The sequence below is a fragment of the Streptomyces sp. MRC013 genome, from assembly GCF_023614235.1.
Lineage (GTDB): Bacteria > Actinomycetota > Actinomycetes > Streptomycetales > Streptomycetaceae > Streptomyces.
Map to the genome: position 1 here is coordinate 4370881 of NZ_CP094264.1, position 22507 is coordinate 4393387.

A 22507-nucleotide genomic window follows, 5' to 3' on the forward strand; every position below is an offset into this window, starting at 1 on the left:
CTCTGGCCCCGGCCCGGCGCCCTGCCCTACGGTGCTCGCGTGCCGCCGGACCCGCCCGACCCCGTGACGTGGTCGATACCCGCCTTCGTCCTGCTCATCGCCGTGGAGCTGGCCGGCTGCCGGCTGCGCCCCGACGACGGCGCCGCCGGGTACGAGGCCAGGGACTCCGCCACCAGCGTCGGCATGGGCCTCGGCAGCGTCGTCTTCGACCTGCTGTGGAAGATCCCGGCCCTGGCGCTGTTCGAGGCCGTCCACGCGCTCACCCCGGCCCGCGTCCCCGTCGTGTGGTGGACGATCCCGCCGGTGCTGCTCGCGCAGGACTTCCTCTACTACTGGTCCCACCGCGGCCACCACGTCGTCCGCGTCCTGTGGGCCTGCCACGTCGTCCACCACTCCAGCCGCCGGTTCAACCTCACGACCGCGCTGCGCCAGCCGTGGACCTCGCTGACCGTCTGGCCGTTCTTCCTGCCGATGATCGTCTGCGGGGTGCCCCCGGCCGCGGTGTTCCTCTGCTACTCGGTCAACCTCGTGTACCAGTTCTGGGTGCACACCGAGCGGATCGGCAGACTGCCGCGGCCCGTCGAGTACGTCTTCAACACCCCCTCCCACCACCGGGTGCACCACGCCTCCCAGGGCGGCTACCTCGACCGGAACTTCGGCGGCATCCTCATCCTCTGGGACCGGCTGTTCGGTTCCTTCGCGGCCGAGACCGAACGGCCCGTCTACGGCCTCACCAAGAACATCGACACGTACAACCCGCTGCGCGTCGCCACCCACGAGTACGCCGCCATCGCCCGCGACCTGCGCGACGCCCGGTCCTGGCGGGAGCGCGCCGGCCGGGTCCTCCGGGGTCCCGGCTGGCAGCCCGCGCCCCCGCCGCCCGCAGCCGGCCCCGGCTCCGCGGGGGAGGGCGCGGTGTGAACCGCGGGCGCCCCGCGCGGCTCACGCGGCGGGGCCCGCCACCCGGCGGCCCGCGGCCGGCCCGGGGACCGCGCCCCGCACGGAGCGCCCGCCGCCCCCCGGCGCGGGGCGCTCAGGCGGTCCAGCGCGGGGCGTCCGCCCCCCACCGGCCCGGCGGCCGAGCCCAGTCCCCGGGGCCGCCCTCGTAGCCGACGGGGGACAGGGCGTGGCGCAGCCGGCCCAGCGGGGTGGTCCGCTCCCACAGCCAGCGCCCGGGCGCGTACGGGGGGCCGGACGGCTCCCCGTCCGGCGGGGTGCGGTGCGTGCCGTGCACCAGCCAGTGCGCCGTCTGCGCCAGCGCCGCCTCCACCCGCCAGCTCCCGCCGCTCCGCCGGCGCTCCGTCAGGGCGCGCAGCACCGCGGCGGCCACCAGGTAGCCCGTGCCGTGGTCGAGGGCCTGCGCCGGGAGTGCCCCGGGCGCCTCCCGGTCGCCCTCCGTCAGGGCGATGCCCGTCGCCGCCTGGACCAGGCTGTCGAAGCCGCGCCGCCCACCCCAGGGCCCGTACGCGCCCCACGCCGACAGCCGTGCGGCCACCAGGCCGGGGCGGCGCTCGACCAGTGCCTCGGGGGCCAGCCCGAACCGGTCCAGCGCGCCCGGCCGGTAGCCGGTCACCACCACGTCGGCCGCCGCCAGCAGTTCCTCGAAGACCCTCCGGTCCGCGCCCCGCCGCAGGTCCAGGAGGGCCGACCGCTTGCCGAGGCCGGTGTCGTCGTGCGCCCCCGGGCTCTCCGGCAGCCCCGGCGGGTCCACCCGCAGGACGTCCGCGCCCAGCAGCGCCAGCGTCCGCGTGGCGACCGGTCCGGCCAGCACCCGCGTCAGGTCCAGCACCCGCACCCCGGCGCACGGCGGCGCCGCGCCGGCCCCCCGCCGTACCGGTCCGGGCGCCCCGTCCACCCGCTCCAGCGCCAGCAGCGGCCGCTCCGCCACCAGGGCGCCCTGCTCCAGCCCGGCCCACGCGGCGGCGTCCCGCACGGCGACGGCCAGCCCCCCGACCGCGTACACGGCGTCCTCCACCTCCGCCGCGCGCCGCCCGGCCAGCGCCTCGGCCACCCCCGGGCGTCCGACCCGGCCGGCAGTCCCAGCGCGGCCAGCAGGCGGTCCCGGTGGTGCGGGTAGTTGGCGTGGGTGCGCACCCACCCGTCGGCCGTGCGCCAGAACCGGGACAGCGGGGCGAAGCCGCCCCACACCCGCCCGTCCAGCCGTGCGAACCGCTCGCTGCGGAAGGCCGTCGCCACCGCGCCGTCGTCCACCCGGACCCGCGGCACCGGCCCCCCGTGCCGTGCGGCGGCGAGCTCCGCGGCCGCCAGCGCGCACACCGCGACCGCCGCGCGCGCCGCCTCCAGCACGGGCAGGCGCGCGGTCAGCGCGTCCGGCGCCCGGGTGTACGACACGTGCTCCAGCATCTCCTGCTCGGCACCGAGTGCCGCCCATGCCCGGCTGGTTGCCCTGTCCATCCCTCGATCATGGCACCGAGTGCCACTTCGGGGAAGGGTCCGGACATGAAAGAGCCCGGGCACGGCTCGCGCGCCCGGGCTCTCCCTCCCCTATCAGACGTGCATCACCGGCGCACCGCGTCCAGCGCGTCGACCAGGCCGGTGCCGTAGAAGCCGTTGTGGCGCTTCCCGCCCTCGCACACCGCGTCGACGGCGCCGTCGCCGTCGATGTCGTACGGGTTGGTGCAGGCGCGGTCGTCGGCCTGCGCGAACAGCAGCGCCTTCACCATCGCCGGGGTGGCGCGGGGGTGCTTCGACTTGATCAGCGCCACGACGCCCGCGGCGTGCGGGGACGCCATGGAGGTGCCCGCCTTGTAGTTGTAGCCGCCGTTGACCGTCGTCGACAGGATCCGGCCGTTCACGGCGGGAGCCTCCGGCGTCTGGTACTCGGTCCGGTCGCCGCCCGGGGCGGCGACGTCCACGACGCCCAGGCCGTAGTTCGAGTACGACGCCTTCAGGTCCTTGGCGCCGGTCGAGGAGACGGTGACGACGCCGGGCAGCATCGTCGGGATGTCGGGGCACTCGCTCGGGTCGATCACGCGGTCGGCCGGGGTCGTGTCGTTGGGGCTCGAGGTGTCCGTGATCTCGTCGGACGCCAGGTCGAACGCCGAGTTGCCGGCCGCCGCGACGTTGACCGTGCCCCTGCGCTCCGCGTACCGGGTGGCCCGCTGCAGCGCCTCGACCAGGGCGCCCTGGTCGAGGTCGTTCTTGCAGTTGAACATCCACGGGTCGACGTAGTAGCTGTTGTTGGTGACCTCGATGCCGCGCTCGGCCGCCCACATGAAGCCGCAGACGACGGCCTCGGTGTAGAAGAAGCCGTCCGGGTTCGACACCTTGATGCCGGAGATCTTCACGCCCGGCGCGACACCGGTGACGCCGATGCCGTTCTTCGCGGCGGCGATCGTCCCGGCGACGTGCGTGCCGTGGTCGCTCTCGCCCTCGGCGGGACGCCAGGAGCCCTCGGTGGTGTCGGCCTTGCCGGTCACGCAGCTCGCGGAGGCGGCGCGGTCGAAGTTGGGCGCGAGGTCGGGGTGGGTGTCGTCGACACCGGTGTCGATCACGCCGACGGTGACCTTGCTGCTGCCGAGGGTGATGTCGTGCGCCTTGTCCGCCTTGATGGCGGGCAGGCTCCACTGCATCGGCTCCAGCGGGTCCTGGCCGTCCTCCGCGGCCGCGGCGGCGGCGCGGGCCTCGGCGGCGGTGAGCGGCTCGGAGGCCTCCCCGACCTCCGTGGTGGCGACCGGCGCCAGCGGGGCGGTGCGGGTCGCGCCCGCCGACTCCACGCCCTTGACGGCGCGGATGGTCTGCGCGAACGCCGGGTTCTTGGAGTGGACGACGATGACGCCGATCGCGTCGTACGACGCCACCACCGTGCCGCCGGCCTCGGATATCGCCTTCCGCACCTTGGCGGTGTGGCGACCGCCCTCCGTGTTCACCACGTAGGACATGGTGGGGCCGTCCGCCGCGACGGCGACCGGGGCGCTTTCGACGGTCGCGGCCGAGGCGGCGCCCGCCGGCAGGAAGCCGAGCGAGGCCGTGAGGGCCAGGCCGACGGGCAGAGCGAGTGCGCGCCCGCGCCTGGTTCCCAGGTGAGCCATGGGTTCTCCACATCGTTCGTGAGGTCCGCCCGCATACAGGATGGGCGGGTACATGACGAGCGAAGCTATCGCTGATCCTCTCCGATCAGCAATGTGTTCGGTGAAGAAAAGGTGTGGAAAGAAGATGTGGGGTGAACCACGCTGTGCCACGCTCCGTGACGTCGACGGAGAGGGGGGCCCGGACGGGCCTCCCGGCACCCGTGAAGCGACCCCGCCCATGCCCACAGCACCGCGCAGCGAGGAGTTCCCGTGGCCACCGAAGCACCACCGCCCCCGCGGGGAGCGGACACCGCTCCCGCCCAGCCCCCGACGGAGGCGTTCGTACGGACCCAGCGGAGCGAGGAGTTCGGCGAACTGCGCCGCGCCTACCGCTCCTTCGCCTTCCCCCTCACCGTCGCCTTCATCGCCTGGTACCTGCTCTACGTGCTGCTCTCCAACTACGCGGGCGGCCTCATGGGCGTCAGGGTGGTCGGGAACGTCAACGTGGCGCTTCTCCTGGGCGTCGCCCAGTTCGCGTCGACGTTCCTCATCGCCTGGCTCTACGCGCGGCACGCGGCCGCGAAGCTCGACCCCAGGGCCGAGGCCATCAGGGCCCGCATGGAGGACGGACCGCGTCCGGAGGCCGACGCATGAGCCCCCTCGCCGCCGCCGGAGCCGCGAGCGAGCACCGGCCGCTGATCGTCACCCTCTTCGCCTGCTTCGTCGTCGCCACCCTGCTCATCACCGTGTGGGCCGGCCGGCAGACCAGGAGCGCCGCCGACTTCTACGCGGGCGGCCGGCAGTTCACCGGCTTCCAGAACGGCCTCGCCATCTCCGGCGACTACATGTCCGCCGCGTCGTTCCTCGGCATCGCCGGCGCCATCGCCCTCTTCGGTTACGACGGCTTCCTCTACTCCATCGGCTTCCTCGTCGCCTGGCTGGTCGCCCTGCTGCTCGTCGCCGAGCCGCTGCGCAACTCCGGCCGCTTCACAATGGGCGACGTCCTCGCGTACCGGATGCGCCAGCGCCCCGTCCGCACCGCCGCCGGCGCGTCCACCATCATCGTGTCGGTCTTCTACCTGCTGGCCCAGATGGCCGGCGCGGGCGTCCTGGTCTCCCTGCTGCTGGGCATCACCAGCGACGCCGGCAAGATCGCCATCGTGGCGCTGGTCGGCGTGCTGATGATCGTCTACGTGACCATCGGCGGGATGAAGGGCACCACGTGGGTGCAGATGGTCAAGGCCGTCCTGCTCATCGCGGGCACCCTGCTCGTCACCTTCCTGGTGCTGCTGAAGTACGGCTTCAACGTCTCCGAACTGCTCGGCGAGGCCGCCGAGAACAGCGGCAGGGGCACCGCCTTCCTGGAGCCCGGCCTCAAGTACGGCGCCGACGCCACCTCGAAGCTCGACTTCGTCTCGCTCGGCGTCGCGCTGGTCCTCGGCACCGCCGGGCTGCCGCACATCCTCATCCGCTTCTACACCGTGCCCACCGCCAAGGCCGCCCGCACCTCCGTCAACTGGGCCATCGGCATCATCGGCGCCTTCTACCTGATGACGATCGCGCTCGGCTTCGGTGCCGCCGCCCTCGTCGGCCCGGCCGAGATCACCGCGTCGAACAAGGCCGGCAACACCGCCGCCCCGCTGCTCGCGCTGCACGTCGGCGGGGCGGACTCCGCGGGCGGCGCGATCCTGCTGGCCGTGGTCTCGGCGGTCGCCTTCGCGACGATCCTCGCCGTCGTCGCCGGGCTCACCCTGGCCTCGTCCTCGTCCTTCGCGCACGACATCTACGCCAACGTCATCCGCAGGGGCCGGGCGACCGAGCGGGAGGAGGTGCGCGCCGCCCGCTGGGCGACCGTCCTCATCGGCGTCGTCTCCATCGGGCTCGGCACGCTCGCCCGCGACCTCAACGTCGCCGGCCTCGTCGCCCTCGCCTTCGCGGTCGCCGCCTCGGCCAACCTGCCGACGATCCTCTACAGCCTGTTCTGGAAGCGCTTCACCACCCCGGGCGCCCTGTGGTCGATCTACGGCGGCCTGACGTCCTCCGTCGTCCTCGTCCTGTTCTCCCCGGTCGTCTCCGGCAGGGCCGGCTCCATGTTCCCGGACGCGGACTTCGCCTGGTTCCCGCTGGAGAACCCCGGCCTCGTCTCCATCCCGCTGGGCTTCCTGCTCGGCTGGCTCGGCTCCCTGCTGTCGAAGGAGCGGCCCGACGAGGGCAAGTACGCCGAACTGGAGGTCAAGTCCCTCACCGGTGTCGGGGCGCACTGACCCCCGCCCGCCCCGGGCCGCCGCCCGCGGGGCCGCGCCGTGGACCCCGCGGCGCGGCCCCGCCGTCCCCGGGGCGGACGCCCGCGAAAGGGGGGCGCGGGTCACGTAGGCTCGGAGGAGGACCCCACACGAACAGCTGATCGAACCGAGAGGGCGCCCACCGTGCTCATCGACACGTACGGCCGTGTGGCCACCGACCTCCGGGTCTCGCTCACGGACCGGTGCAACCTGCGCTGCACGTACTGCATGCCCGAGGAGGGCCTGCAGTGGCTCGGCAAGCCGGACCTCCTCACCGATGACGAGATCGTCCGCCTCGTGCGGACAGCCGTCACCGACCTCGGCGTCACCGAGGTCCGCTTCACCGGCGGCGAACCCCTGCTGCGCCCCGGGCTGGTCTCGATCGTCGAGCGGTGCGCGGCCCTGGAGCCCCGCCCCGGGCTGTCGCTGACCACCAACGGCATCGGCCTGGGCCGCACCGCCACCGCCCTCAGGGACGCCGGCCTCGACCGGGTCAACGTCTCCCTGGACACGCTGCGGCCCGACGTCTTCAAGGCCCTCACCCGCCGCGACCGCCACCACGACGTCCTGGAGGGCCTGGCCGCCGCCCGGGACGCCGGCCTCACCCCCGTCAAGGTCAACACCGTGCTGATGCCGGGGCTCAACGGCGACGAGGCCCCCGACCTGCTCGCCTGGGCCGTCGCCCACGACTACGAACTGCGCTTCATCGAGCAGATGCCCCTCGACGCCCAGCACGGCTGGAAGCGCGACGGCATGATCACCGCCGGGGACGTCCTCGCCTCCCTGCGGACCCGCTTCACGCTCACCCCCGAGGGCGACGCGGAGCGCGGCTCCGCGCCCGCCGAACGGTGGGTCGTCGACGGCGGACCGCACCGCGTCGGTGTGATCGCCTCCGTCACCCGCCCGTTCTGCCGCGCGTGCGACCGCACCCGGCTCACCGCCGACGGCCAGGTCCGCACCTGCCTCTTCGCCCGCGAGGAGACCGACCTGCGCGGCGCGCTGCGCTCCGGGGCGCCGGACGGGGAGATCGCCCGCCTCTGGCGGCAGGCCATGTGGGGCAAGAAGGCCGGTTCCGGCCTGGACGACCCCGGGTTCCTCCAGCCCGACCGCCCGATGTCAGCGATCGGCGGCTGACCCCGGTCCCGGCGGCGCCTCCCACTCGGCCAGCGCCACGACGTCCTTCAGGAACCCGCGCGCACCGAGGAAGTGCGACAGGTGCTCCCGGTGCTCCTCGCACGCCAGCCACGTCTTGCGGCGCTCGGGGGAGTGCAGCTTCGGGTTGTTCCACGCCAGGACCCACACGGCGGCGGTCCGGCAGCCCTTGGCGGAACAGATCGGGGGATTCTCGTCGCTCACAGCCATGTCCCAACAACCACGTACGGACAAAAGCGACGCCGGGCAGCCACGGGGGAGCTGCCCGGCGTCGGTCCGTCGCTCCGACGGGGGATGCGGAGCGCCTACGCAGTATGTCACGCACAGCCCGGCCGGGTGCACCGGAACCCGCTATTGATCCGGCCCTCCGGCGGGTCCCCGGACCGCGGGCACGGCGCACCTCCACGCGCCCGCGGCGGGCTCAGCCCCGCCCGGCCCCCGCCTCCCCGGCCCCCGCCTCCCCGGACCGCCCGCCGTCGGTCTGCCCCGCGTCCTCCGCCCGGGGCCCCGGCGCCTCCAGCACCGGGTGCGCCACGGGGGGAGCCGACACGAACGTGGACGGCGGCTTCGGCGCCGTCTCCCGCCCGGCGTTGGCGACGACCACCGCGACGTACGGCAGGACGACGCCGAGTACCAGCGCCACGACCGCCACGTGCCGCTCGACGTTCCACAGCGCCGCCGCCGCGATCACCGACGCGGTACGGACCGACATCGAGATCACGTACCGCCGCTGCCTGCCGCGGACGTCGTCCGCCAACCCCTGCCGGGCACCCGTGATGGTGAAGACCTGGGCACCGCCGTGCTTGTGCATCGCGTTCCACCGCCGACCTCGCGCGCCGGTCGCTCCTCGGACCGGACCTCCTTCCACGGTACGCCCGCGGCGACGGCTCCGGCCCGCCCCTCCCCACGTACGGACGCCGCCGACGTGCGCCCCGCGCGCCGTGGGCCGAAACTGTCAGGGACTGCTCACGTCGATCCGTTCCGAGGAGGCAGCCATGGGCTGGTTGTGGGCGATTATCGTGGGACTCGTGCTGGGCCTGCTGGCCAAGGCCATCATTCCGGGCAAGCAGCACAGCCCACTCTGGCTGATCACTATCTTCGGCATCATCGGCGGCCTCGTCGGCAACGCCTTGGCCCGGGCCTTCGGGATCGAGGCGACCCCCGGCATCGACTGGGGGCGCCACGCCCTCCAGGTCGCCGCCGCGGTGATCACCGTCGGTCTCGGCGACATGCTGTACATGGCCATGCGCGGCGGTCGCCGCCAGCGCGCCTGATCGGCCGAGGCACCCGGTCCCGGGGCCGGCCGGCCCGGCGGGTGCCGGCACGAACGGGGGCGGCCCGGGGACGTGAGCCCCCGGGCCGCCCGGCCGCCCGGACCGCTCAGCCGGCCGTGACCTCGACCGCCGCCAGGTTCTTCTTGCCCCGGCGCAGGACGAGCCAGCGCCCGTGCAGCAGATCGCCGGCGGACACCTCGGCGTCCTCGGCGGTCACCTTCACGTTGTTCACGTAGGCGCCGCCCTCCTTCACCGTGCGCCGTGCCGCCGACTTGCTCGGCACCAGGCCGGCCTCGGCGAACAGGTCCACCACCGGACCCGGTCCCGGGACCACCGCCCGCGGCAGCTCCGACAGCGCCGCCGACAGCGTCGCCTCGTCCAGCTCGGCGAGCTCGCCCTGGCCGAACAGCGCCTTCGACGCGGCGACCACGGCGGCGCACTGCTCCGCGCCGTGCACCAGCGTCGTCAGCTCCTCGGCCAGCGCGCGCTGCGCCGCGCGGGCCTGCGGGCGCTCCTCGGTGGCCCCCTCCAGCTCCTCCAGCTCCTCACGGCCCCTGAAGCTGAGGATCCGCATGTACCGCGAGACGTCCCGGTCGTCCACGTTCAGCCAGAACTGGTAGAACGCGTACGGCGTGGTCATCTCCGGGTCCAGCCAGACGGCGCCGCCCTCGGTCTTGCCGAACTTGGTGCCGTCCGCCTTCGTCATCAGCGGCGTCGCCAGCGCGTGGACCTCCGCCTCCGGCTCCAGGCGGTGGATCAGGTCGAGCCCGGCCGTGAGGTTGCCCCACTGGTCGCTGCCGCCCTGCTGGAGGACGCAGCCGTACCGCCGGTACAGCTCCAGGAAGTCCATGCCCTGCAGCAGCTGGTACGAGAACTCGGTGTAGCTGATCCCCTGCTCGGACTCCAGACGCCGGGCCACCGAGTCCTTGGTGAGCATCCGGTTGACCCGGAAGTGCTTGCCGATGTCCCGCAGGAACTCGATGGCGGACATCCCGCCCGTCCAGTCGAGGTTGTTGACCATGGTGGCCGCGTTGTCGCCCTCGAAGACCAGGAACGGCTCGATCTGCGAGCGCACCCGCTCCACCCACACCGCGACCGTCTCCGGGGAGTTCAGCGTGCGCTCGGCGGTCGGCTTGGGGTCGCCGATCTGCCCCGTCGCCCCGCCCACCAGCGCCAGCGGGCGGTGGCCCGCCAACTGGAGCCGGCGCATGGTCAGCACCTGTACCAGGTGTCCCACGTGCAGGCTGGGGGCGGTCGGGTCGAAGCCGCAATAGAAGGTGACGGGACCGTCCGCGAGAGCCCCGCGCAGGGCCTCCTCGTCGGTGGACTGGGCGAACAGCCCGCGCCACTTGAGCTCGTCGACGATGTCCGTCACGGGTCCCCTGCCTCCTCGATGCGTGTCTGCCGGTGCGGTCAGTCTAGGGGCGTCACACGCCCCGGCTGACCGAGCTCATGTGGAAGTCCGGCACCCGCAGCGGCGGCATCGCGGCCCGGGTGAACCAGTCGCCCCACTCCCGCGGCAGCGTCCGCTCCGTCCGCCCCGCCTCCGAGACGCGCCCGAGCAGGTCCACCGGCGACTCGTTGAACCGGAAGTTGTTCACCTCCGCGACCACCTCCCCGTCCTCGACCAGGTACACCCCGTCCCGGGTCAGGCCGGTCAGCAGCAGCGTCGCCGGGTCGACCTCGCGGATGTACCACAGGCACGTCAGCAGCAGCCCCCGCCCGGTCGAGGCCACCATCTCCTCCAGCGACCGGCCGTCCCCGCCCTCCAGGACCAGGTTGCCCGCGCCGGGGGCCACCGGCGACCCGGTCAGCGCCGCGCTGTGCCGGGTCGCGACCAGCCGCTCCAGCCGGCCCTCCCGGATCCAGTGGACCGGCTCCAACGGCAGCCCGTTGTCGAACACCGACGCGTCGTCGCCCGACGCGTGCGCGATCACGAACGGCGCCGACTCCAGACCGGGTTCCGCCGGGTCGCTGCGCAGCGTCAGCGGCAGCGTCGCCAGCCGCTCCCCGACCCGGGTGCCGCCGCCCGGCCGGGAGAACACCGTCCGGCCCTCCGCCGCGTCCCGGGCCGCCGCCGACCACTGCTGGTAGACCAGCAGGTCCGCCACCGCCGTCGGCGGCAGCAGCGTCTCGTACCGCCCCGCCGGAAGCTCCACCCTGCGCCGCGCCCACTCCAGCCGTCGCGCCAGTCCCTCGTCCATCGCCAGCGGGTCCACGTCCGCGAAGTCCCGGGTGGCCCGCCCGGCCCACGCCGAACGGGTGCGGTCCGGCGACTTCGCGTTCAGCTCCAGCGTCCCGTTCGGCTGGTCGTGCCGCAGCCGCAGCCCCGTCGACGTGCCCAGGTACGTGGAGGTCATCGCGTGGCTGGCGAACCCGTACAGCTCCCGGCCCCCGGCACGGGCCCGGCCGAAGGCCTCGCCCAGCGCCGGCGCGAAGTCCCCGAACACCGCCGGCGACGTCTCCGCCGGCGCCTCGCGGAAGCCCGGTGACTCCGGGGCCCCGGCCACCAGCGGCTGCGCGTCCTCGGCGGGTCCCGCCGCGCGGGCCGCCGCCTCCGCCGCCCGCACCAGCGGCTCCAGCTCCTCGGCGGTCACCGCCGAGCGGGACACGACGCCCGACGCCGTGCCCTCGGCCCCGTCGACCGTCGCGACGACGGTGAGGGTGCGGCCCCTCGTGACGCCATTGGTGGTCAGGGCGTTCCCGGCCCAGCGCAGGTTCGCGGAGGAGTGCTCGTCCGCGAGGACGACGCACCCGTCGGCGCGGGACAACTCCAGCGCCCGCTCGACGATCTCGTACGGCTTGCTCACGCCACTCATCGACCGGCCTCCCGCGCCGTGTTGAGACTGTGCTGGCCCGGGGGGCGACCCCCGGACCCCCGGTGGGTCGTGTTCCGCTCGCTCATCGACCGGCCTCCCGCGCCGTGTTGAGGATGTTCACGCCCCGGAAAAGGGCGGACGGGCAGCCGTGCGAGACCGCCGCGATCTGGCCCGGCTGGGCCTTGCCGCAGTTGAACGCGCCGCCCAGGACGTACGTCTGCGGGCCGCCGACCTTCTCCAGCGAGCCCCAGAAGTCCGTGGTCGTCGCCTGGTACGCCACGTCCCGCAGCTGCCCCGCGAGCCGGCCGTTCTCGATCCGGAAGAACCGCTGCCCGGTGAACTGGAAGTTGTACCGCTGCATGTCGATCGACCACGACCGGTCGCCGACCACGTAGACGCCCCGCTCGACGCCGCCGATCAGGTCCTCCGTCGACAGCCCGCCCGGCTCCGGCAGCAGCGACACGTTCGCCATCCGCTGCACCGGCACGTGCGACGGAGAGTCCGCGAACGCGCACCCGTTGGAGCGGCCGAGCCCCGTCAGCCGGGCGATCCGCCGGTCCAGCTGGTAGCCGACCAGCACCCCGTCCCGCACCAGGTCCCAGGACTGCGCCTCGACGCCCTCGTCGTCGTACCCGATCGTCGCCAGCCCGTGCTCGGCCGTGCGGTCGCCCGTCACGTTCATCACGGGCGAGCCGTACCGCAGCGTGCCCAGCCGGTCGAAGGTCGCGAACGAGGTGCCCGCGTAGGCCGCCTCGTACCCCAGCGCCCGGTCCAGCTCGGTGGCGTGCCCGACCGACTCGTGGATCGTCAGCCACAGGTTCGACGGGTCGACGACCAGGTCGTACGTGCCCGCCTCCACGCTCGGCGCCCGCATCTTCTCGGCCAGCAGCGCCGGGATCTCCTCCAGTTCCGCGTCCCAGTCCCAGCCGGTGCCCGTCAGGTACTCCCAGCCGCGCCCGGCCGGCGGCGCCAGCGTCCGCATCGACTCGAACTCGCCGCTCGCCGCGTCCACCGCGACCGCCGTGAGCTCCGGGTGCACCCGCACCCGCTGCTGCGTGGTGACCGTGCCGGCCGTGTCGGCGTAGAACTTGTTCTCGTGGACGGTCAGCAGCGACGCGTCCACGTGGGCCACGCCCTCCGCGCGCAGCAGCCGCGCGCTCCACTCCGCCAGCAGCGCGCTCTTCTCGGCGTCCGGCACGGAGAACGGGTCGACCTCGTACGAGGAGACCCACGTCCGGTCCGCGTGCACCGGCTCGTCCGCCAGTTCCACCCTCTCGTCACTGCCCGCCGCCGCGATCACCCGCGCCGACAGCTTCGCCATCGCCACCGCCTGGGAGGCGACCTTCGCGGCGGCGTCCATGGTCAGGTCCACACCGGAGGCGAACCCCCACGCCCCGTCGTGCACCACCCGCACCGCGTACCCGAGGTCCGTCGTGTCCGACGACCCGGCCGGCTTCGCGTCCCGCAGCCGCCAGGAGGCGCTGCGCACCCGCTCGAAGCGGAAGTCGGCGTGCTCGGCGCCCAGCGCCCTGGCCCGCGCGAGCGCCGCGTCGGCGAGCGCCCGCAGGGGCAGGGCGAGAAACGCCTCATCGATGTCATGGGCCACAGGTGGAGATCCCTTCTGCCGCTTGTCGGTGACGACCGTCCCGGGCAGTGAACCACGTCCGGCCCGCGGGGCTCCCGCGGAACGGGCTCACGGGGAGGGAAACCGGCGGCGAGGGGGTGGGGGAGGGACGGCGGCGTACGGCTCGACGCGCTCGACCGGCTCGGCCTGTCGGCCTGTTCGGTGAGGACGGGCGGGGCAGGGCGTGCGGGTACGGAACGGCGGGCGGGTACGGGAGCAGTTCCCGTACCCGCCCGCCGGCGTCACGTGCGACGCGGGCTCAGCCGTCCAGGGGCATGTCGGCCGCGAGTGTGGTGAAGGCCGTCCAGGCGGTCGGGGTGACGGCGAGGGCGCGGATCTCCGTGTCCTTGGAGTCGCGTACGTGGACTGTTGCGGGACTCATGGCGACCTCGACGCAGTTGCCGCCACCACTGCCGCTGTAGCTGCTTTTGAACCAGGCCAGTTCGGTGCTCATAGCGCTCCTCGCATCTCCCTCAGCAGGTCCACGGTGGCCATACGACTCAGGGCCTGTGACCGCATCTTTCCATAGCGCTGGAGCATGGAACTCACCAGTCTCGGCTCGGTCAGCAGAGTGCTGCTGTCGTGTCCTTCGACATATCCGACCCATTGGTGGTTGTCGCGTTCAGCGAGGTACATCTGGCCGTCGACGCCGGAATGGTCCTCCTGCCGCAGAGGCATGACGAGGATCTCGATGTTCCGTCGGCTGCCCTGTTCCAGGAGGTTGCCGATGACCGCGCGTGCCACCTCAACACCCCCGAGGTGACGTTCAAGCACCGCTTGTTCGATCAGGAACGAGAACACCGTGTTCGGGCGCTCGGTCAAAAGCCGCTGACGCTCCTGTCGGGCAGCAACTTGCCTTTCGAACTGCTCCTCCGACAGCGGGGGAACCTGCCGGTCGAAGATCGCCCGGATGTACCCCTCCGGCTGCAGCAGCCCCGGAATCGCCCGGCACTCGTACGCGTACAGGGAGATCGCCTCCTCCTCGACCCCCGCCCACTGGCGGAACCACGACGCCAGCCCCGCCCTCCGCGTCAGGCTCCTCGCAGCCGCCGCGAGGACCTTGGCCGCGACCGGACCCAGGGCCTCCTCCGCCCGTGCGGGCAGGTCCGCGGGCGGGAACCGCTTCCCCTGCTCGATCTTGGCGACGTAGGCGGTCGAGTACCGCACCCGTGGCGCGAACTCCTCCTGCGTCAGCCGGGACTCCTCGCGCAGTGCCTTGAGTACCGCGCCGAAGGTCTTGAGGCTGTCGGAGATTTCCGCCTCCGCGCCGTTCGCGCCGCCGTTGCCGCCTCCGCCGTGGTCCGCCCTCATCGCCGCGTGCCTCCCGTACCCGCGCTTTCACGCCGTGCTCAATCCCGCCCGACCCGCCCATGGTCACGGGGAGTTACCCATCCGGTCCAGAGTGTGCACCGGTACAGCCGTGCTTGTACGGGTGTCGTCCCTGTCGGGGGCCGGGAGGGCGCCGGAGCGCGGGGCGCAGGCCGACGCCCCGGGCCCGGGAGGCCGTAACCGTAAGTGTGTTCGCCCGGTGCTTCTCCGCCACCGGGACCGGAGCTTCCTCGACACCGTCGGCCGGCACGTGCTCAAGCCGGACCCGGCGCCCTATCTGCCGTCGCCACGGGACGGAGTGCTCCACCAGGCCGTGGACCTCGCCTCCGGCATCGGGGCCCTCGCCGAGTCGGTCGACACCGCGCGGCACGGAGGCGGGTGGAAACGACCGCGGCGGCCGGATGTAGGTACTGTCAGGGTTGTGTACGCACAATGTTCCTGCTGCGAGGGGAGCGCGGTATGAGCACCATTTCCGTCCGCGAGTTCTCGCACAACCCCGGCGCGGTCTTCGCCCGCGTCGAGAAGGGCGAGGCCATCCAGGTCACCCGGCGCGGCAACGTCATCGCGATACTGTCACCCGCCGGCAGCCCCATGGAGCGGTACGCGCACCTGGTGGCGCAGGGGAAGATCAAGCTGAAGCCGGTCACCGGCGCCGACCGCCACGGCATGCCGCACTACGAGGTGCCGGAAGACGTCGACCCCGTGGCGCTCCTGCTGGCCGAGTGCGAAGAGGACGACCGTTGATCTACACGGACACGTCCGCGCTGGTCACGTGGATGACGCGACGCGGCCACTGGGGCGCGCTGGACGCCTTCCTCCAGGAGCGGGCCGCGGAGCCGCTCGCCACCACCACGCTCGGCTTCGTGGAGACCGTACGAACCCAGGACCTCATGGGGCACTTCCCGAAAGCCATGGGGGACCTGGACGCCCGGATCACCGAGATCCTCCTGACCCGGCAGGTGCGCGACGCGGCGGCCCTCCTGGTCGGGCGCTTGAGGACGCTGGACGCGATTCACGTGGCCAGCGCGCTCTCCCTGCGGGACGACCTGACCGCCCTGGTGACCTACGACCGCGGGATGCTCGAGACCGCCCGCGCCGAGGGACTGCCGGCCGACGCGCCCGGCATGTCGGACTGACCCGGGGGCCGGACTGTAGGAACCCGACAGGCGGCCCCGAGCGCCACTGTCGGTGCCCCGATGTCCCGCCGCGGACGGGGACCGATAGGTTTTCGGGTGAGCCGCCCGTCACCGCCCCTGTCATCCGGGCGTCCGGGCGGGGAAAGAACCGCTATCGAAAGGGTGATCCGATGAGCCGCTCGGTTCTCGTCACCGGAGGCAACCGGGGCATCGGCCTCGCCATCGCCCGCGCTTTCGCCGACGCCGGCGACAAGGTCGCGTTCACCTACCGGTCCGGCGAGCCGCCCGCCGAGCTGGTCGAGCTGGGCTGCCTGGGCGTCCGGTGCGACATCACCGACTCCGAGCAGGTGGAGACCGCCTACAAGGAGATCGAGGAGAGGCACGGCCCGGTCGAGGTCCTGGTCGCCAACGCCGGCGTCACCAGGGACCAGTTGCTCATGCGGATGTCCGAGGAGGACTTCACCGCCGTCCTCGACACCAACCTGACCGGCACGTTCCGCGTCGTGAAGCGGGCCAACCGGGGCATGCTGCGCGCCAGGAAGGGCCGCGTCGTCCTCATCTCCTCCGTCGTCGGCCTGCTCGGCTCGGCGGGCCAGGCCAACTACGCCGCCTCCAAGGCCGGCCTGGTCGGCTTCGCCCGCTCGCTCGCCCGGGAACTCGGCTCCCGCAACATCACCTTCAACGTCGTCGCGCCCGGTTTCGTCGACACCGACATGACCAAGGTGCTCACCGACGAGCAGCGCGCCGGCATCGTCTCGCAGGTGCCGCTGGGCCGCTACGCGCAGCCGGAGGAGATCGCGGCCGCGGTGCGCTTCCTGGCGTCGGACGACGCCTCGTACATCACTGGAGCCGTCATCCCGGTTGACGGCGGATTGGGCATGGGTCACTGAGTCACATGAGCGGAATTCTCGACGGCAAGCGCGTCCTCGTCACCGGTGTGCTGATGGAGTCCTCCATTGCGTTCCACACCGCGAAGGTGGCCCAGGAGCAGGGCGCCGAGGTCATCCTGACCGCGTTCCCGCGGCCCACCCTGACCGAGCGCATCGCCAAGAAGCTCCCGAAGCCGGCCAGGGTCATCGAGCTCGACGTCACCAACGACGAGCACCTGGCCCGGGTCGAGGGCGTCGTCCGCGAGGAGCTCGGCGGCCTCGACGGAGTCGTGCACTCCATCGGCTTCGCCCCGCAGGACGCGCTCGGCGGCAACTTCCTCCACACGCCGTTCGAGTCGGTGTCCACGGCGATGCACGTCTCGGCGTTCTCGCTGAAGTCGCTGACCACGGCCTGCCTGCCCCTGATGGAGGACGGCGGCTCGGTGGTCGGCCTGACCTTCGACGCGCAGTTCGCCTGGCCGCAGTACGACTGGATGGGCCCCGCCAAGGCCGCCCTGGAGGCCACCAGCCGCTACCTGGCGCGGGACCTCGGCAAGCGGAACGTCCGCTGCAACCTGATCTCCGCCGGCCCGCTCGGCTCGATGGCGGCCAAGTCCATCCCGGGCTTCGGGGACCTGGCCAAGGTCTGGGACGAGCGCTCCCCCCTCGCGTGGGACATGACCGATCCGGAGCCCGCCGGCCGCGGTGTCGTCGCCCTGCTGTCGGACTTCTTCCCGAAGACCACCGGCGAGATCGTCCACGTCGACGGCGGCGTCCACATCATGGGTGCCTGACGCTCCGCACCCACCCCGTCCGCCCCGGCGTTCCGCCGTCGAGGCCGCGCGACCGTCACCCGATCGGCGCGCGGCCTCGCCGTGCGTGAGGCACACTGGTCGAGCCGGGCGGCTCCGCCCCCGGTGTCCGGGGAGGAGGTGCGGCCGTGGCGATACGACACCACCGGACGGCGGCTTCGACCGCCGCCCCGGCCCTCGCCGCCGTCCTGCTCGCGGGTCTCGCCGCGCCGGCGGGACCCGCCGCGGCGGACGACCGGCGGGAGCGGGCGGGCGCGTCGTGCCGTACCGAGGTCGACGGTTCCCACGTCACCGCGTACTGCCACAACCCCTACCCCCGCACCGACCGGGTGCGACTGCACGTCGAGTGCGCCCGCTGGTGGGACGTCGACGCCGACAGCGCGCCGGTCGAGGTCCCGGCCACCGCCCACGTCGAACTGGCGGAGCGGTGCTGGAAGGAGGTCCGGGCCGCCTGGATCAGCCACGATCCCCTTCCGGCCCCGGGTTCCCGAGGCAGGTGAACGGGTAGCCCGCCGCCTCCGACGCCGCGGTCTCGGCGTCACCCGCGCGGATCGCCGCCACCAGCCGCCCGTGGTCCATGTGGTGCTCCGGGCGCAGCTCCCGGCCCACGTCGTCGCGCAGCCAGGCGCGCATCAGGTGCCCGAGGTCGGCGTACAGCTCGGTCAGCACGTCGTTGTGCGAGGCCGCGACCACGGCGAGGTGGAAGGTCGCGTCCGCCGCCACGAACAGGTCGGCGTCGCCCGTCCCCCACGCCTCCTCGCGCCGCGCGAGGAGCGTCTCCAGCTGCCGCAGGTCCCGCTCGGTGCGGCGCCCGGCGGCCAGCCGCGCCGCCGACGACTCCAGGGTGGAGCGCAACTCGGCGACGTGCCGGGGGTCGGCGTCGGCGAAGCGGCGGTGCATCACCCCGGCCAGCTCGCTCGTCGCGACCACGTACGTGCCGGATCCCTGGCGGATGTCCAGCAGGCCGTTGTGCGCGAGCGCCCGCACCGCCTCGCGGACGGTGTTGCGGGCCACGCCCAGCTGCTCCACCAGCTCCGGCTCGGTGGGGATGCGCGAGCCGACCGGCCACTCACCGGAGGTGATCTGGTTCCGCAGCTGCGCGATCACCTGGTCGGAGAGCGCGGACCGGCGGGGCGAGCTGAGCGCCATGGTTCTTCCTCGTCTCGGGTTCGGGGCGGGTTCGGGGCGGGTTCGGCGGTGGTTCGTTCGCGATTGGACAACCAATCATCCCATGATTCTATGATGGGCATATGTCCGACGAGCCGCAGATCCCGACGCACAGTCCCGTACGCGTGACCCCCCGGTCGGCCGCCCCGCCGCCGCGGACCGCCCCGGCCGCCGCGGCGCCCTCCGGAAGGTGGCTCCCCCGTCTCCTCGTCGTCGGTCTCGTCCTCGCCGCGCTCAACCTCCGCCCCGCCATCACCAGCCTCGGCGCGCTCCTGGAGGAGGTCCGCACCGGCCTCCACATGAGCGGAGGCGTCGCGGGCCTCCTCACCTCCGTGCCACCGCTGTGCTTCGCCGTCTTCGGCGTCGCCGCGCCGCGCCTCGCCCGCCGCTTCGGCGGGGCCGCGGTGGTCTGCGCCGGCATGGCGGCGATCGCCGTCGGCGTGGCGTGCCGCCCCTTCGCGGGCGGCACGCCGGGCTTCCTCGCCGCGAGCGCCCTCGCCCTGGCGGGCATCGCCCTCAGCAACGTGCTGATGCCCGCCGTCGTCAAGCGGTACTTCCCCGACCGCGTCGGCACGATGACCGGCCTGTACTCGATGGCCCTGGCCCTGGGCACCTCCCTCGCGGCGGCCGTCACCGTTCCGCTCACCGCCGCCCTGGGCGGCGGCTGGCGCGCCGGTCTGGGCGTGTGGGCGGCCCTGGCGGCCCTGGCGGTCCTGCCGTGGATCCCGGTCGTACGGGACCACCGCGCGGCCGCGCGTCCCGTCCCCTCCGTCGGCGTCCCTTCGGCGGGCGCCGTCCCCTCTGTTGCCGTCCCCTCCGAGGGTGCCCCGGCGGCCGGGCCGCGGGTGGCGCGGAGCCGTACGGCCTGGGCGCTCGCCTGCTTCTTCGGCCTCCAGGCCACCGGCGCGTATATCACGATGGGCTGGCTCCCGCAGATCTTCCGCGACGCGGGCGTCCCGGCCGGGACCGCCGGCGTCCTGCTGGCCGTCACCATGGTCATGGGCGTCCCGCTCGCCTTCGTCATCCCGCGCGTCGCCGGCCGGATGCGGCAGCAGGGCCCGATCGTGGTCGCCCTCGGCCTGGCCGGGCTCGCCGGGTACGCCGGGCTGCTCACCGCGCCGGCCGCCGGCGCCTGGCTCTGGGCGGTCCTGCTCGGCATCTCGAACTGCGCCTTCCCGCTCGCCCTCACCATGATCGGCATGCGGGCCCGCACGGGCACCGGCGTCGTGCGGCTCTCCGCCTTCGCCCAGTGCGCCGGGTACCTCCTGTCGATCCCCGGGCCGATCCTCGTCGGCGCCCTGTACCAGCACAGCGGCGGCTGGACCGCCCCACTCGCCCTGATGGCGGGCCTGATCGTGCCCCAGATGGCGGCCGGCGTGCTGGCCGGACGGGACCGGACGGTCGAGGACGAGGCCTGAGATGCGAGACTGGCACCATGCCTGTGCTCGACCCGAACCCCCAGAACGGCCAGAAGAAGCTGCTCGCCGTCTTCGGCGTCATGCTCGCGATCGGCGTGGTGATCGGAATCGTCGCCTCGATCGTCTCGCCCTGACCGCCTCCGCCTGGCCTTCCCCGGTCCGTCCGGACCGGGCGGCGGAGCCGCCCTCCCCGTCCCCTAGGGGACGAGGATCGGGGTCATCTGGGTGGATCACCGGATGGACGCGCCGCCGGGGCTCCGTAGCGTGGGGACCACCACGGACCCCGCGACGACGGAGGCGGCCATGTCGGCCCGTACGCCCACCCCCCACCCACGTCCCCGCCCCCGCCGTCGGCGGGGGCACCGCCGCCGGCACCGGCGGTGCGGACGTCCGGCTGCCCTGGTGGGCCGTGGCCCTCCCCGCCGCCGCCTTCGCCGTGCTGTTCCTCCTCCTCGCGGGGCCGGGGCAGGCCCGCGCCACGGGCGGCGAGCCCGTCGTGGGCCGGTTCCTCGAACAGGTCCGGCACGCCGTCGCGCGCTAGCGGCCCCGCCCGCCCCTGCCGTTCGGACGCGTCAACACCCTGCGCCGCAGGGTCCGTCTCGTGCGAAGCTGGGGGCATGAGCGTCGATACAGCCCGCAGGATCGTGCTACTCCGGCATGCGAAGGCCGAGTGGTCCCAGGACTCCGACCACGAGCGCCCGCTCACCGACCGCGGTCGCCGGGAGGCGCCCCTCGCCGGGCGCTGGCTCGCCGGCGCCGGCATCACCCCCGACCTGACCCTGTGCTCGACCGCCGTGCGCACCCGCGAGACGTGGAAGCTGGTGGTCTCCGAGCTGCCCCAGCGGCCCAGGACCCTCTACGACGAGCGCGTCTACGAAGCCTCCCTCGGCGAGCTGATCGCGCTGCTCAACGAGACGCCCGACGACGTGAGGGACCTCCTCCTCGTCGGGCACAACCCGGGCGTCCACGCCCTCGCCGACGCCCTCGCCGGGGAGGCGGAGGGTGACATCCTGCCCAGGATGAACCGCAGCGGCTTCCCGACCTCCGCCCTCGCCGTCCTCACGTTTGACGGAGGGTGGAAGTCCCTGGAGCACGGCGCCGGCAAGATGGTCGGCTTCTGGGCGCCTCACGCGTGACGCCCGCCGTACGGCGGACCGGCGTCGCCACGGCGGCCCGGGCACCGGGTCAGGCGGACACGGTGCCCGCCGCCTCCACCTCCTCGCGGGTGATGCCGAGCAGGTACAGCACGGTGTCCAGGAACGGCACGTTGACCGCGGTGTCCGCGGCCCTGCGGACCACCGGCTTGGCGTTGAAGGCCACGCCGAGACCGGCCGCGTTCAGCATGTCGAGGTCGTTCGCGCCGTCGCCGATCGCCACGGTCTGCGCGAGCGGCACACCCGCCTCCGCCGCGAACCGGCGCAGCAGCCGCGCCTTCCCCGCCCGGTCCACGATCTCGCCGGTCACCCGGCCGGTCAGCCTGCCGTCGACGATCTCCAGCGTGTTGGCGGAGGCGAAGTCCAGGCCGAGCCGCACCTTCAGGTCGTCCGTGACCTGCGTGAACCCGCCGGACACCACGCCGACCTGGTAGCCGAGCCGCTTCAGCGTACGGATCAGGGTGCGGGCACCGGGCGTCAGCCGCACCTCGGACCGCACCTTCTCCACGACCGACTCGTCCAGGCCCTCCAGCAGCGCCACGCGCGCGTGCAGCGACTGCTCGAAGTCCAGCTCGCCGCGCATCGCCGCGGCGGTGACCTCCGCGACCTCGTGCTCGCACCCCGCGTGGGCGGCGAACAGCTCGATGACCTCGTCCTGGATCAGCGTCGAGTCGACGTCCATGACCACCAGCCGCTGCGCCCGCCGGTGCAGCCCGGCGGACACCACGGCCACGTCCACGCCCAGTTCGTGCCCCTCGGTGGCGAGCGCGGTGCGCAGCGGTTCGGTCTCGACGCCGGAGACGGCGAACTCCACCGCGGTCACGGGATACTTCGCCAGCCGGAAGACGCGGTCGATGTTGCCTCCGGTGCGGGTGATGGTGGCGGCTATGGCCGCGGTGTTCTCCGCGGTCAGCGGGTTCCCCAGGACGGTCACGTGGGAACGCCCGTGGCCGCGCGGCCGGTTGTCGCCGGTACCGGAGATGATCTCCGCCTGGAGCTTCAGCGAGTCGGCCCAGGTGTGGACGGTGGCCCGCAGTCCGCCCTCCGTTCCGGCGGCCGGCTTGGTGACGAGCGCGCACAGGACGATACGGCCGCGGGTGACCACCTGCTCGATGTCGATGACGTCGACGGAGAACGCGGCGAGGGTGTCGAACAGCCCGGCGGTGATCCCGGCACGGTCCTTCCCGAAGATCTTCACGAGGAGGGTGGGAACGTCTGAGGTCTGTGATGCGCTCATGGTCCCCCCACCGTATCCGTCCCGCAGGACGCCCACCGCCCCGTCCCGGCCGGCGGACGCCGATCCGGAGCGGGCCGCCGGGGCGCCGCCGAGCCCCGTTCCGTACGGGTGCGGCCGGATTCCGCCCCGTCCCGGTCATGCCCGGCCGGGACGGGGCGGGGAGCGCCCCGCCCGCCGCCCCGGCCGTTCTTCGTCCTCGGCGG

At 73.5% G+C, this 22507-nt stretch carries 24 protein-coding genes and 1 pseudogene; 14 read left to right on the forward strand and 11 right to left on the reverse strand.

Annotated features, from left to right (window positions below; all coding sequences use genetic code 11):
- Positions 1-39 precede the first annotated feature (39 nt).
- Positions 40-921 carry a sterol desaturase family protein gene (locus LUW75_RS19815; RefSeq protein WP_250336817.1) on the forward strand — a complete coding sequence of 294 codons (882 nt, stop codon included), beginning with the start codon at positions 40-42 and terminating at the stop codon, positions 919-921.
- Between the two features lie 112 nt (positions 922-1033).
- Here LUW75_RS19815 and LUW75_RS19820 read toward each other — a convergent pair.
- A pseudogene (locus LUW75_RS19820) lies at positions 1034-2415 on the reverse strand (CoA transferase).
- A gap of 104 nt (positions 2416-2519) precedes the next feature.
- Positions 2520-4052: a S8 family serine peptidase gene (locus tag LUW75_RS19825; RefSeq protein ID WP_250336818.1), complete on the reverse strand. Its 1533-nt coding sequence runs from the start codon at positions 4050-4052 to the stop codon at positions 2520-2522.
- 249 nt (positions 4053-4301) lie between these two features.
- Between LUW75_RS19825 and LUW75_RS19830 the strand changes: the two genes are divergently transcribed.
- The 3 genes from LUW75_RS19830 to moaA all read left to right on the forward strand — a co-directional run bounded on the left by LUW75_RS19830 (position 4302) and on the right by moaA (position 7447).
- On the forward strand, positions 4302-4685 hold the full coding sequence (locus LUW75_RS19830) for a DUF485 domain-containing protein (RefSeq protein ID WP_250336819.1): 384 nt from the start codon (positions 4302-4304) through the stop codon (positions 4683-4685).
- Positions 4682-6295 (forward strand): solute symporter family protein, encoded by a 1614-nt coding sequence (locus tag LUW75_RS19835; protein WP_250336820.1) that lies wholly within the window; start codon positions 4682-4684, stop codon positions 6293-6295. The genes LUW75_RS19830 and LUW75_RS19835 overlap by 4 nt, the downstream gene beginning before the upstream one ends.
- Positions 6296-6457: 162 nt before the next feature.
- Complete coding sequence (moaA, locus tag LUW75_RS19840) at positions 6458-7447, forward strand: GTP 3',8-cyclase MoaA (protein ID WP_250336821.1); 990 nt, start codon at positions 6458-6460, stop codon at positions 7445-7447.
- Here the strand turns inward: moaA and LUW75_RS19845 are convergent.
- Positions 7430-7675, reverse strand: a complete 246-nt coding sequence (locus LUW75_RS19845; protein WP_250336822.1) for a hypothetical protein — start codon at positions 7673-7675, stop codon at positions 7430-7432. The genes moaA and LUW75_RS19845 overlap by 18 nt on opposite strands.
- Positions 7676-7886: 211 nt before the next feature.
- The gene (locus tag LUW75_RS19850; protein WP_250336823.1) at positions 7887-8276 is read right to left on the reverse strand and encodes a DUF3099 domain-containing protein; all 390 of its coding nucleotides are present in this window, start codon (positions 8274-8276) and stop codon (positions 7887-7889) included.
- A gap of 184 nt (positions 8277-8460) precedes the next feature.
- Here LUW75_RS19850 and LUW75_RS19855 point away from each other — a divergent pair, with 184 nt between their 5' ends.
- Entirely contained in the window at positions 8461-8739 is a 279-nt protein-coding gene (locus tag LUW75_RS19855) for a GlsB/YeaQ/YmgE family stress response membrane protein (RefSeq protein ID WP_250336824.1), read from the forward strand.
- Between the two features lie 106 nt (positions 8740-8845).
- On the opposite strand, the gene tyrS is transcribed toward LUW75_RS19855, so the two are convergent.
- From tyrS to LUW75_RS19880, 5 genes are all read right to left on the reverse strand, one after another.
- Positions 8846-10114, reverse strand: a complete 1269-nt coding sequence (tyrS, locus tag LUW75_RS19860) for a tyrosine--tRNA ligase (protein WP_250336825.1) — start codon at positions 10112-10114, stop codon at positions 8846-8848.
- 52 nt (positions 10115-10166) lie between these two features.
- Positions 10167-11558 carry a metallopeptidase TldD-related protein gene (locus LUW75_RS19865; RefSeq protein WP_250336826.1) on the reverse strand — a complete coding sequence of 464 codons (1392 nt, stop codon included), beginning with the start codon at positions 11556-11558 and terminating at the stop codon, positions 10167-10169.
- Between the two features lie 82 nt (positions 11559-11640).
- Complete coding sequence (locus LUW75_RS19870; protein ID WP_250336827.1) at positions 11641-13164, reverse strand: TldD/PmbA family protein; 1524 nt, start codon at positions 13162-13164, stop codon at positions 11641-11643.
- Between the two features lie 277 nt (positions 13165-13441).
- Positions 13442-13636 carry a DUF397 domain-containing protein gene (locus tag LUW75_RS19875; protein ID WP_250336828.1) on the reverse strand — a complete coding sequence of 65 codons (195 nt, stop codon included), beginning with the start codon at positions 13634-13636 and terminating at the stop codon, positions 13442-13444.
- Positions 13633-14493, reverse strand: a complete 861-nt coding sequence (locus LUW75_RS19880) for a helix-turn-helix domain-containing protein (RefSeq protein WP_250336829.1) — start codon at positions 14491-14493, stop codon at positions 13633-13635. Before LUW75_RS19880 ends, LUW75_RS19875 begins: the two co-directional genes overlap by 4 nt.
- A gap of 477 nt (positions 14494-14970) precedes the next feature.
- Here LUW75_RS19880 and LUW75_RS19885 point away from each other — a divergent pair, with 477 nt between their 5' ends.
- The 5 genes from LUW75_RS19885 (at position 14971) to LUW75_RS19905 (ending at position 17828) form a co-directional block, all read left to right on the forward strand.
- The gene (locus LUW75_RS19885) at positions 14971-15255 is read left to right on the forward strand and encodes a type II toxin-antitoxin system Phd/YefM family antitoxin (protein ID WP_250336830.1); all 285 of its coding nucleotides are present in this window, start codon (positions 14971-14973) and stop codon (positions 15253-15255) included.
- Positions 15252-15647 carry a type II toxin-antitoxin system VapC family toxin gene (locus LUW75_RS19890; protein WP_250336831.1) on the forward strand — a complete coding sequence of 132 codons (396 nt, stop codon included), beginning with the start codon at positions 15252-15254 and terminating at the stop codon, positions 15645-15647. Before LUW75_RS19885 ends, LUW75_RS19890 begins: the two co-directional genes overlap by 4 nt.
- Positions 15648-15817: 170 nt before the next feature.
- Positions 15818-16537 (forward strand): 3-oxoacyl-[acyl-carrier-protein] reductase, encoded by a 720-nt coding sequence (gene fabG / locus LUW75_RS19895; RefSeq protein WP_250336832.1) that lies wholly within the window; start codon positions 15818-15820, stop codon positions 16535-16537.
- 5 nt (positions 16538-16542) lie between these two features.
- A complete protein-coding gene (gene fabI, locus LUW75_RS19900; RefSeq protein ID WP_250336833.1) occupies positions 16543-17310 on the forward strand; it encodes an enoyl-ACP reductase FabI in 768 nt (255 codons plus the stop codon).
- A gap of 146 nt (positions 17311-17456) precedes the next feature.
- On the forward strand, positions 17457-17828 hold the full coding sequence (locus tag LUW75_RS19905; protein WP_250336834.1) for a hypothetical protein: 372 nt from the start codon (positions 17457-17459) through the stop codon (positions 17826-17828).
- Here LUW75_RS19905 and LUW75_RS19910 read toward each other — a convergent pair.
- Positions 17785-18477, reverse strand: a complete 693-nt coding sequence (locus tag LUW75_RS19910) for a FadR/GntR family transcriptional regulator (RefSeq protein WP_250336835.1) — start codon at positions 18475-18477, stop codon at positions 17785-17787. The genes LUW75_RS19905 and LUW75_RS19910 overlap by 44 nt on opposite strands.
- Before the next feature lie 101 nt (positions 18478-18578).
- Here LUW75_RS19910 and LUW75_RS19915 point away from each other — a divergent pair, with 101 nt between their 5' ends.
- From LUW75_RS19915 to LUW75_RS19920, 4 genes are all read left to right on the forward strand, one after another.
- The gene (locus LUW75_RS19915) at positions 18579-19913 is read left to right on the forward strand and encodes a CynX/NimT family MFS transporter (protein WP_250336836.1); all 1335 of its coding nucleotides are present in this window, start codon (positions 18579-18581) and stop codon (positions 19911-19913) included.
- Between the two features lie 17 nt (positions 19914-19930).
- Positions 19931-20047: an SGM_5486 family transporter-associated protein gene (locus tag LUW75_RS24390; protein ID WP_284453851.1), complete on the forward strand. Its 117-nt coding sequence runs from the start codon at positions 19931-19933 to the stop codon at positions 20045-20047.
- A 275-nt stretch (positions 20048-20322) separates the two neighbouring features.
- The gene (locus tag LUW75_RS24395; protein WP_284453888.1) at positions 20323-20454 is read left to right on the forward strand and encodes a hypothetical protein; all 132 of its coding nucleotides are present in this window, start codon (positions 20323-20325) and stop codon (positions 20452-20454) included.
- 76 nt (positions 20455-20530) lie between these two features.
- Entirely contained in the window at positions 20531-21049 is a 519-nt protein-coding gene (locus LUW75_RS19920; protein WP_250336837.1) for a SixA phosphatase family protein, read from the forward strand.
- Positions 21050-21098: 49 nt separating this feature from the next.
- Here LUW75_RS19920 and serB read toward each other — a convergent pair whose 3' ends face one another.
- A complete protein-coding gene (gene serB / locus LUW75_RS19925; protein ID WP_250336838.1) occupies positions 21099-22304 on the reverse strand; it encodes a phosphoserine phosphatase SerB in 1206 nt (401 codons plus the stop codon).
- Between the last annotated feature and the right edge of the window lie 203 nt (positions 22305-22507).

Bases quoted from the DNA above. Each gene is read 5' to 3' on its own strand.
- LUW75_RS19910 (WP_250336835.1), bottom strand. From the start codon at position 18,477: ATGGCGCTCAGCTCGCCCCGCCGGTCCGCGCTCTCCGACCAGGTGATC.
- LUW75_RS19825 (WP_250336818.1), bottom strand. From the start codon at position 4,052: ATGGCTCACCTGGGAACCAGGCGCGGGCGCGCACTCGCTCTGCCCGTC.
- LUW75_RS19865 (WP_250336826.1), bottom strand. From the start codon at position 11,558: ATGAGTGGCGTGAGCAAGCCGTACGAGATCGTCGAGCGGGCGCTGGAG.
- LUW75_RS19845 (WP_250336822.1), bottom strand. From the start codon at position 7,675: ATGGCTGTGAGCGACGAGAATCCCCCGATCTGTTCCGCCAAGGGCTGC.
- LUW75_RS19880 (WP_250336829.1), bottom strand. From the start codon at position 14,493: ATGAGGGCGGACCACGGCGGAGGCGGCAACGGCGGCGCGAACGGCGCG.
- LUW75_RS19885 (WP_250336830.1), top strand. From the start codon at position 14,971: ATGAGCACCATTTCCGTCCGCGAGTTCTCGCACAACCCCGGCGCGGTC.
- LUW75_RS24390 (WP_284453851.1), top strand. From the start codon at position 19,931: ATGCCTGTGCTCGACCCGAACCCCCAGAACGGCCAGAAGAAGCTGCTC.
- fabI (WP_250336833.1), top strand. From the start codon at position 16,543: ATGAGCGGAATTCTCGACGGCAAGCGCGTCCTCGTCACCGGTGTGCTG.
- LUW75_RS19920 (WP_250336837.1), top strand. From the start codon at position 20,531: ATGAGCGTCGATACAGCCCGCAGGATCGTGCTACTCCGGCATGCGAAG.
- fabG (WP_250336832.1), top strand. From the start codon at position 15,818: ATGAGCCGCTCGGTTCTCGTCACCGGAGGCAACCGGGGCATCGGCCTC.
- LUW75_RS19915 (WP_250336836.1), top strand. From the start codon at position 18,579: ATGTCCGACGAGCCGCAGATCCCGACGCACAGTCCCGTACGCGTGACC.
- LUW75_RS19835 (WP_250336820.1), top strand. From the start codon at position 4,682: ATGAGCCCCCTCGCCGCCGCCGGAGCCGCGAGCGAGCACCGGCCGCTG.
- LUW75_RS19855 (WP_250336824.1), top strand. From the start codon at position 8,461: ATGGGCTGGTTGTGGGCGATTATCGTGGGACTCGTGCTGGGCCTGCTG.
- serB (WP_250336838.1), bottom strand. From the start codon at position 22,304: ATGAGCGCATCACAGACCTCAGACGTTCCCACCCTCCTCGTGAAGATC.
- LUW75_RS19875 (WP_250336828.1), bottom strand. From the start codon at position 13,636: ATGAGCACCGAACTGGCCTGGTTCAAAAGCAGCTACAGCGGCAGTGGT.
- LUW75_RS19850 (WP_250336823.1), bottom strand. From the start codon at position 8,276: ATGCACAAGCACGGCGGTGCCCAGGTCTTCACCATCACGGGTGCCCGG.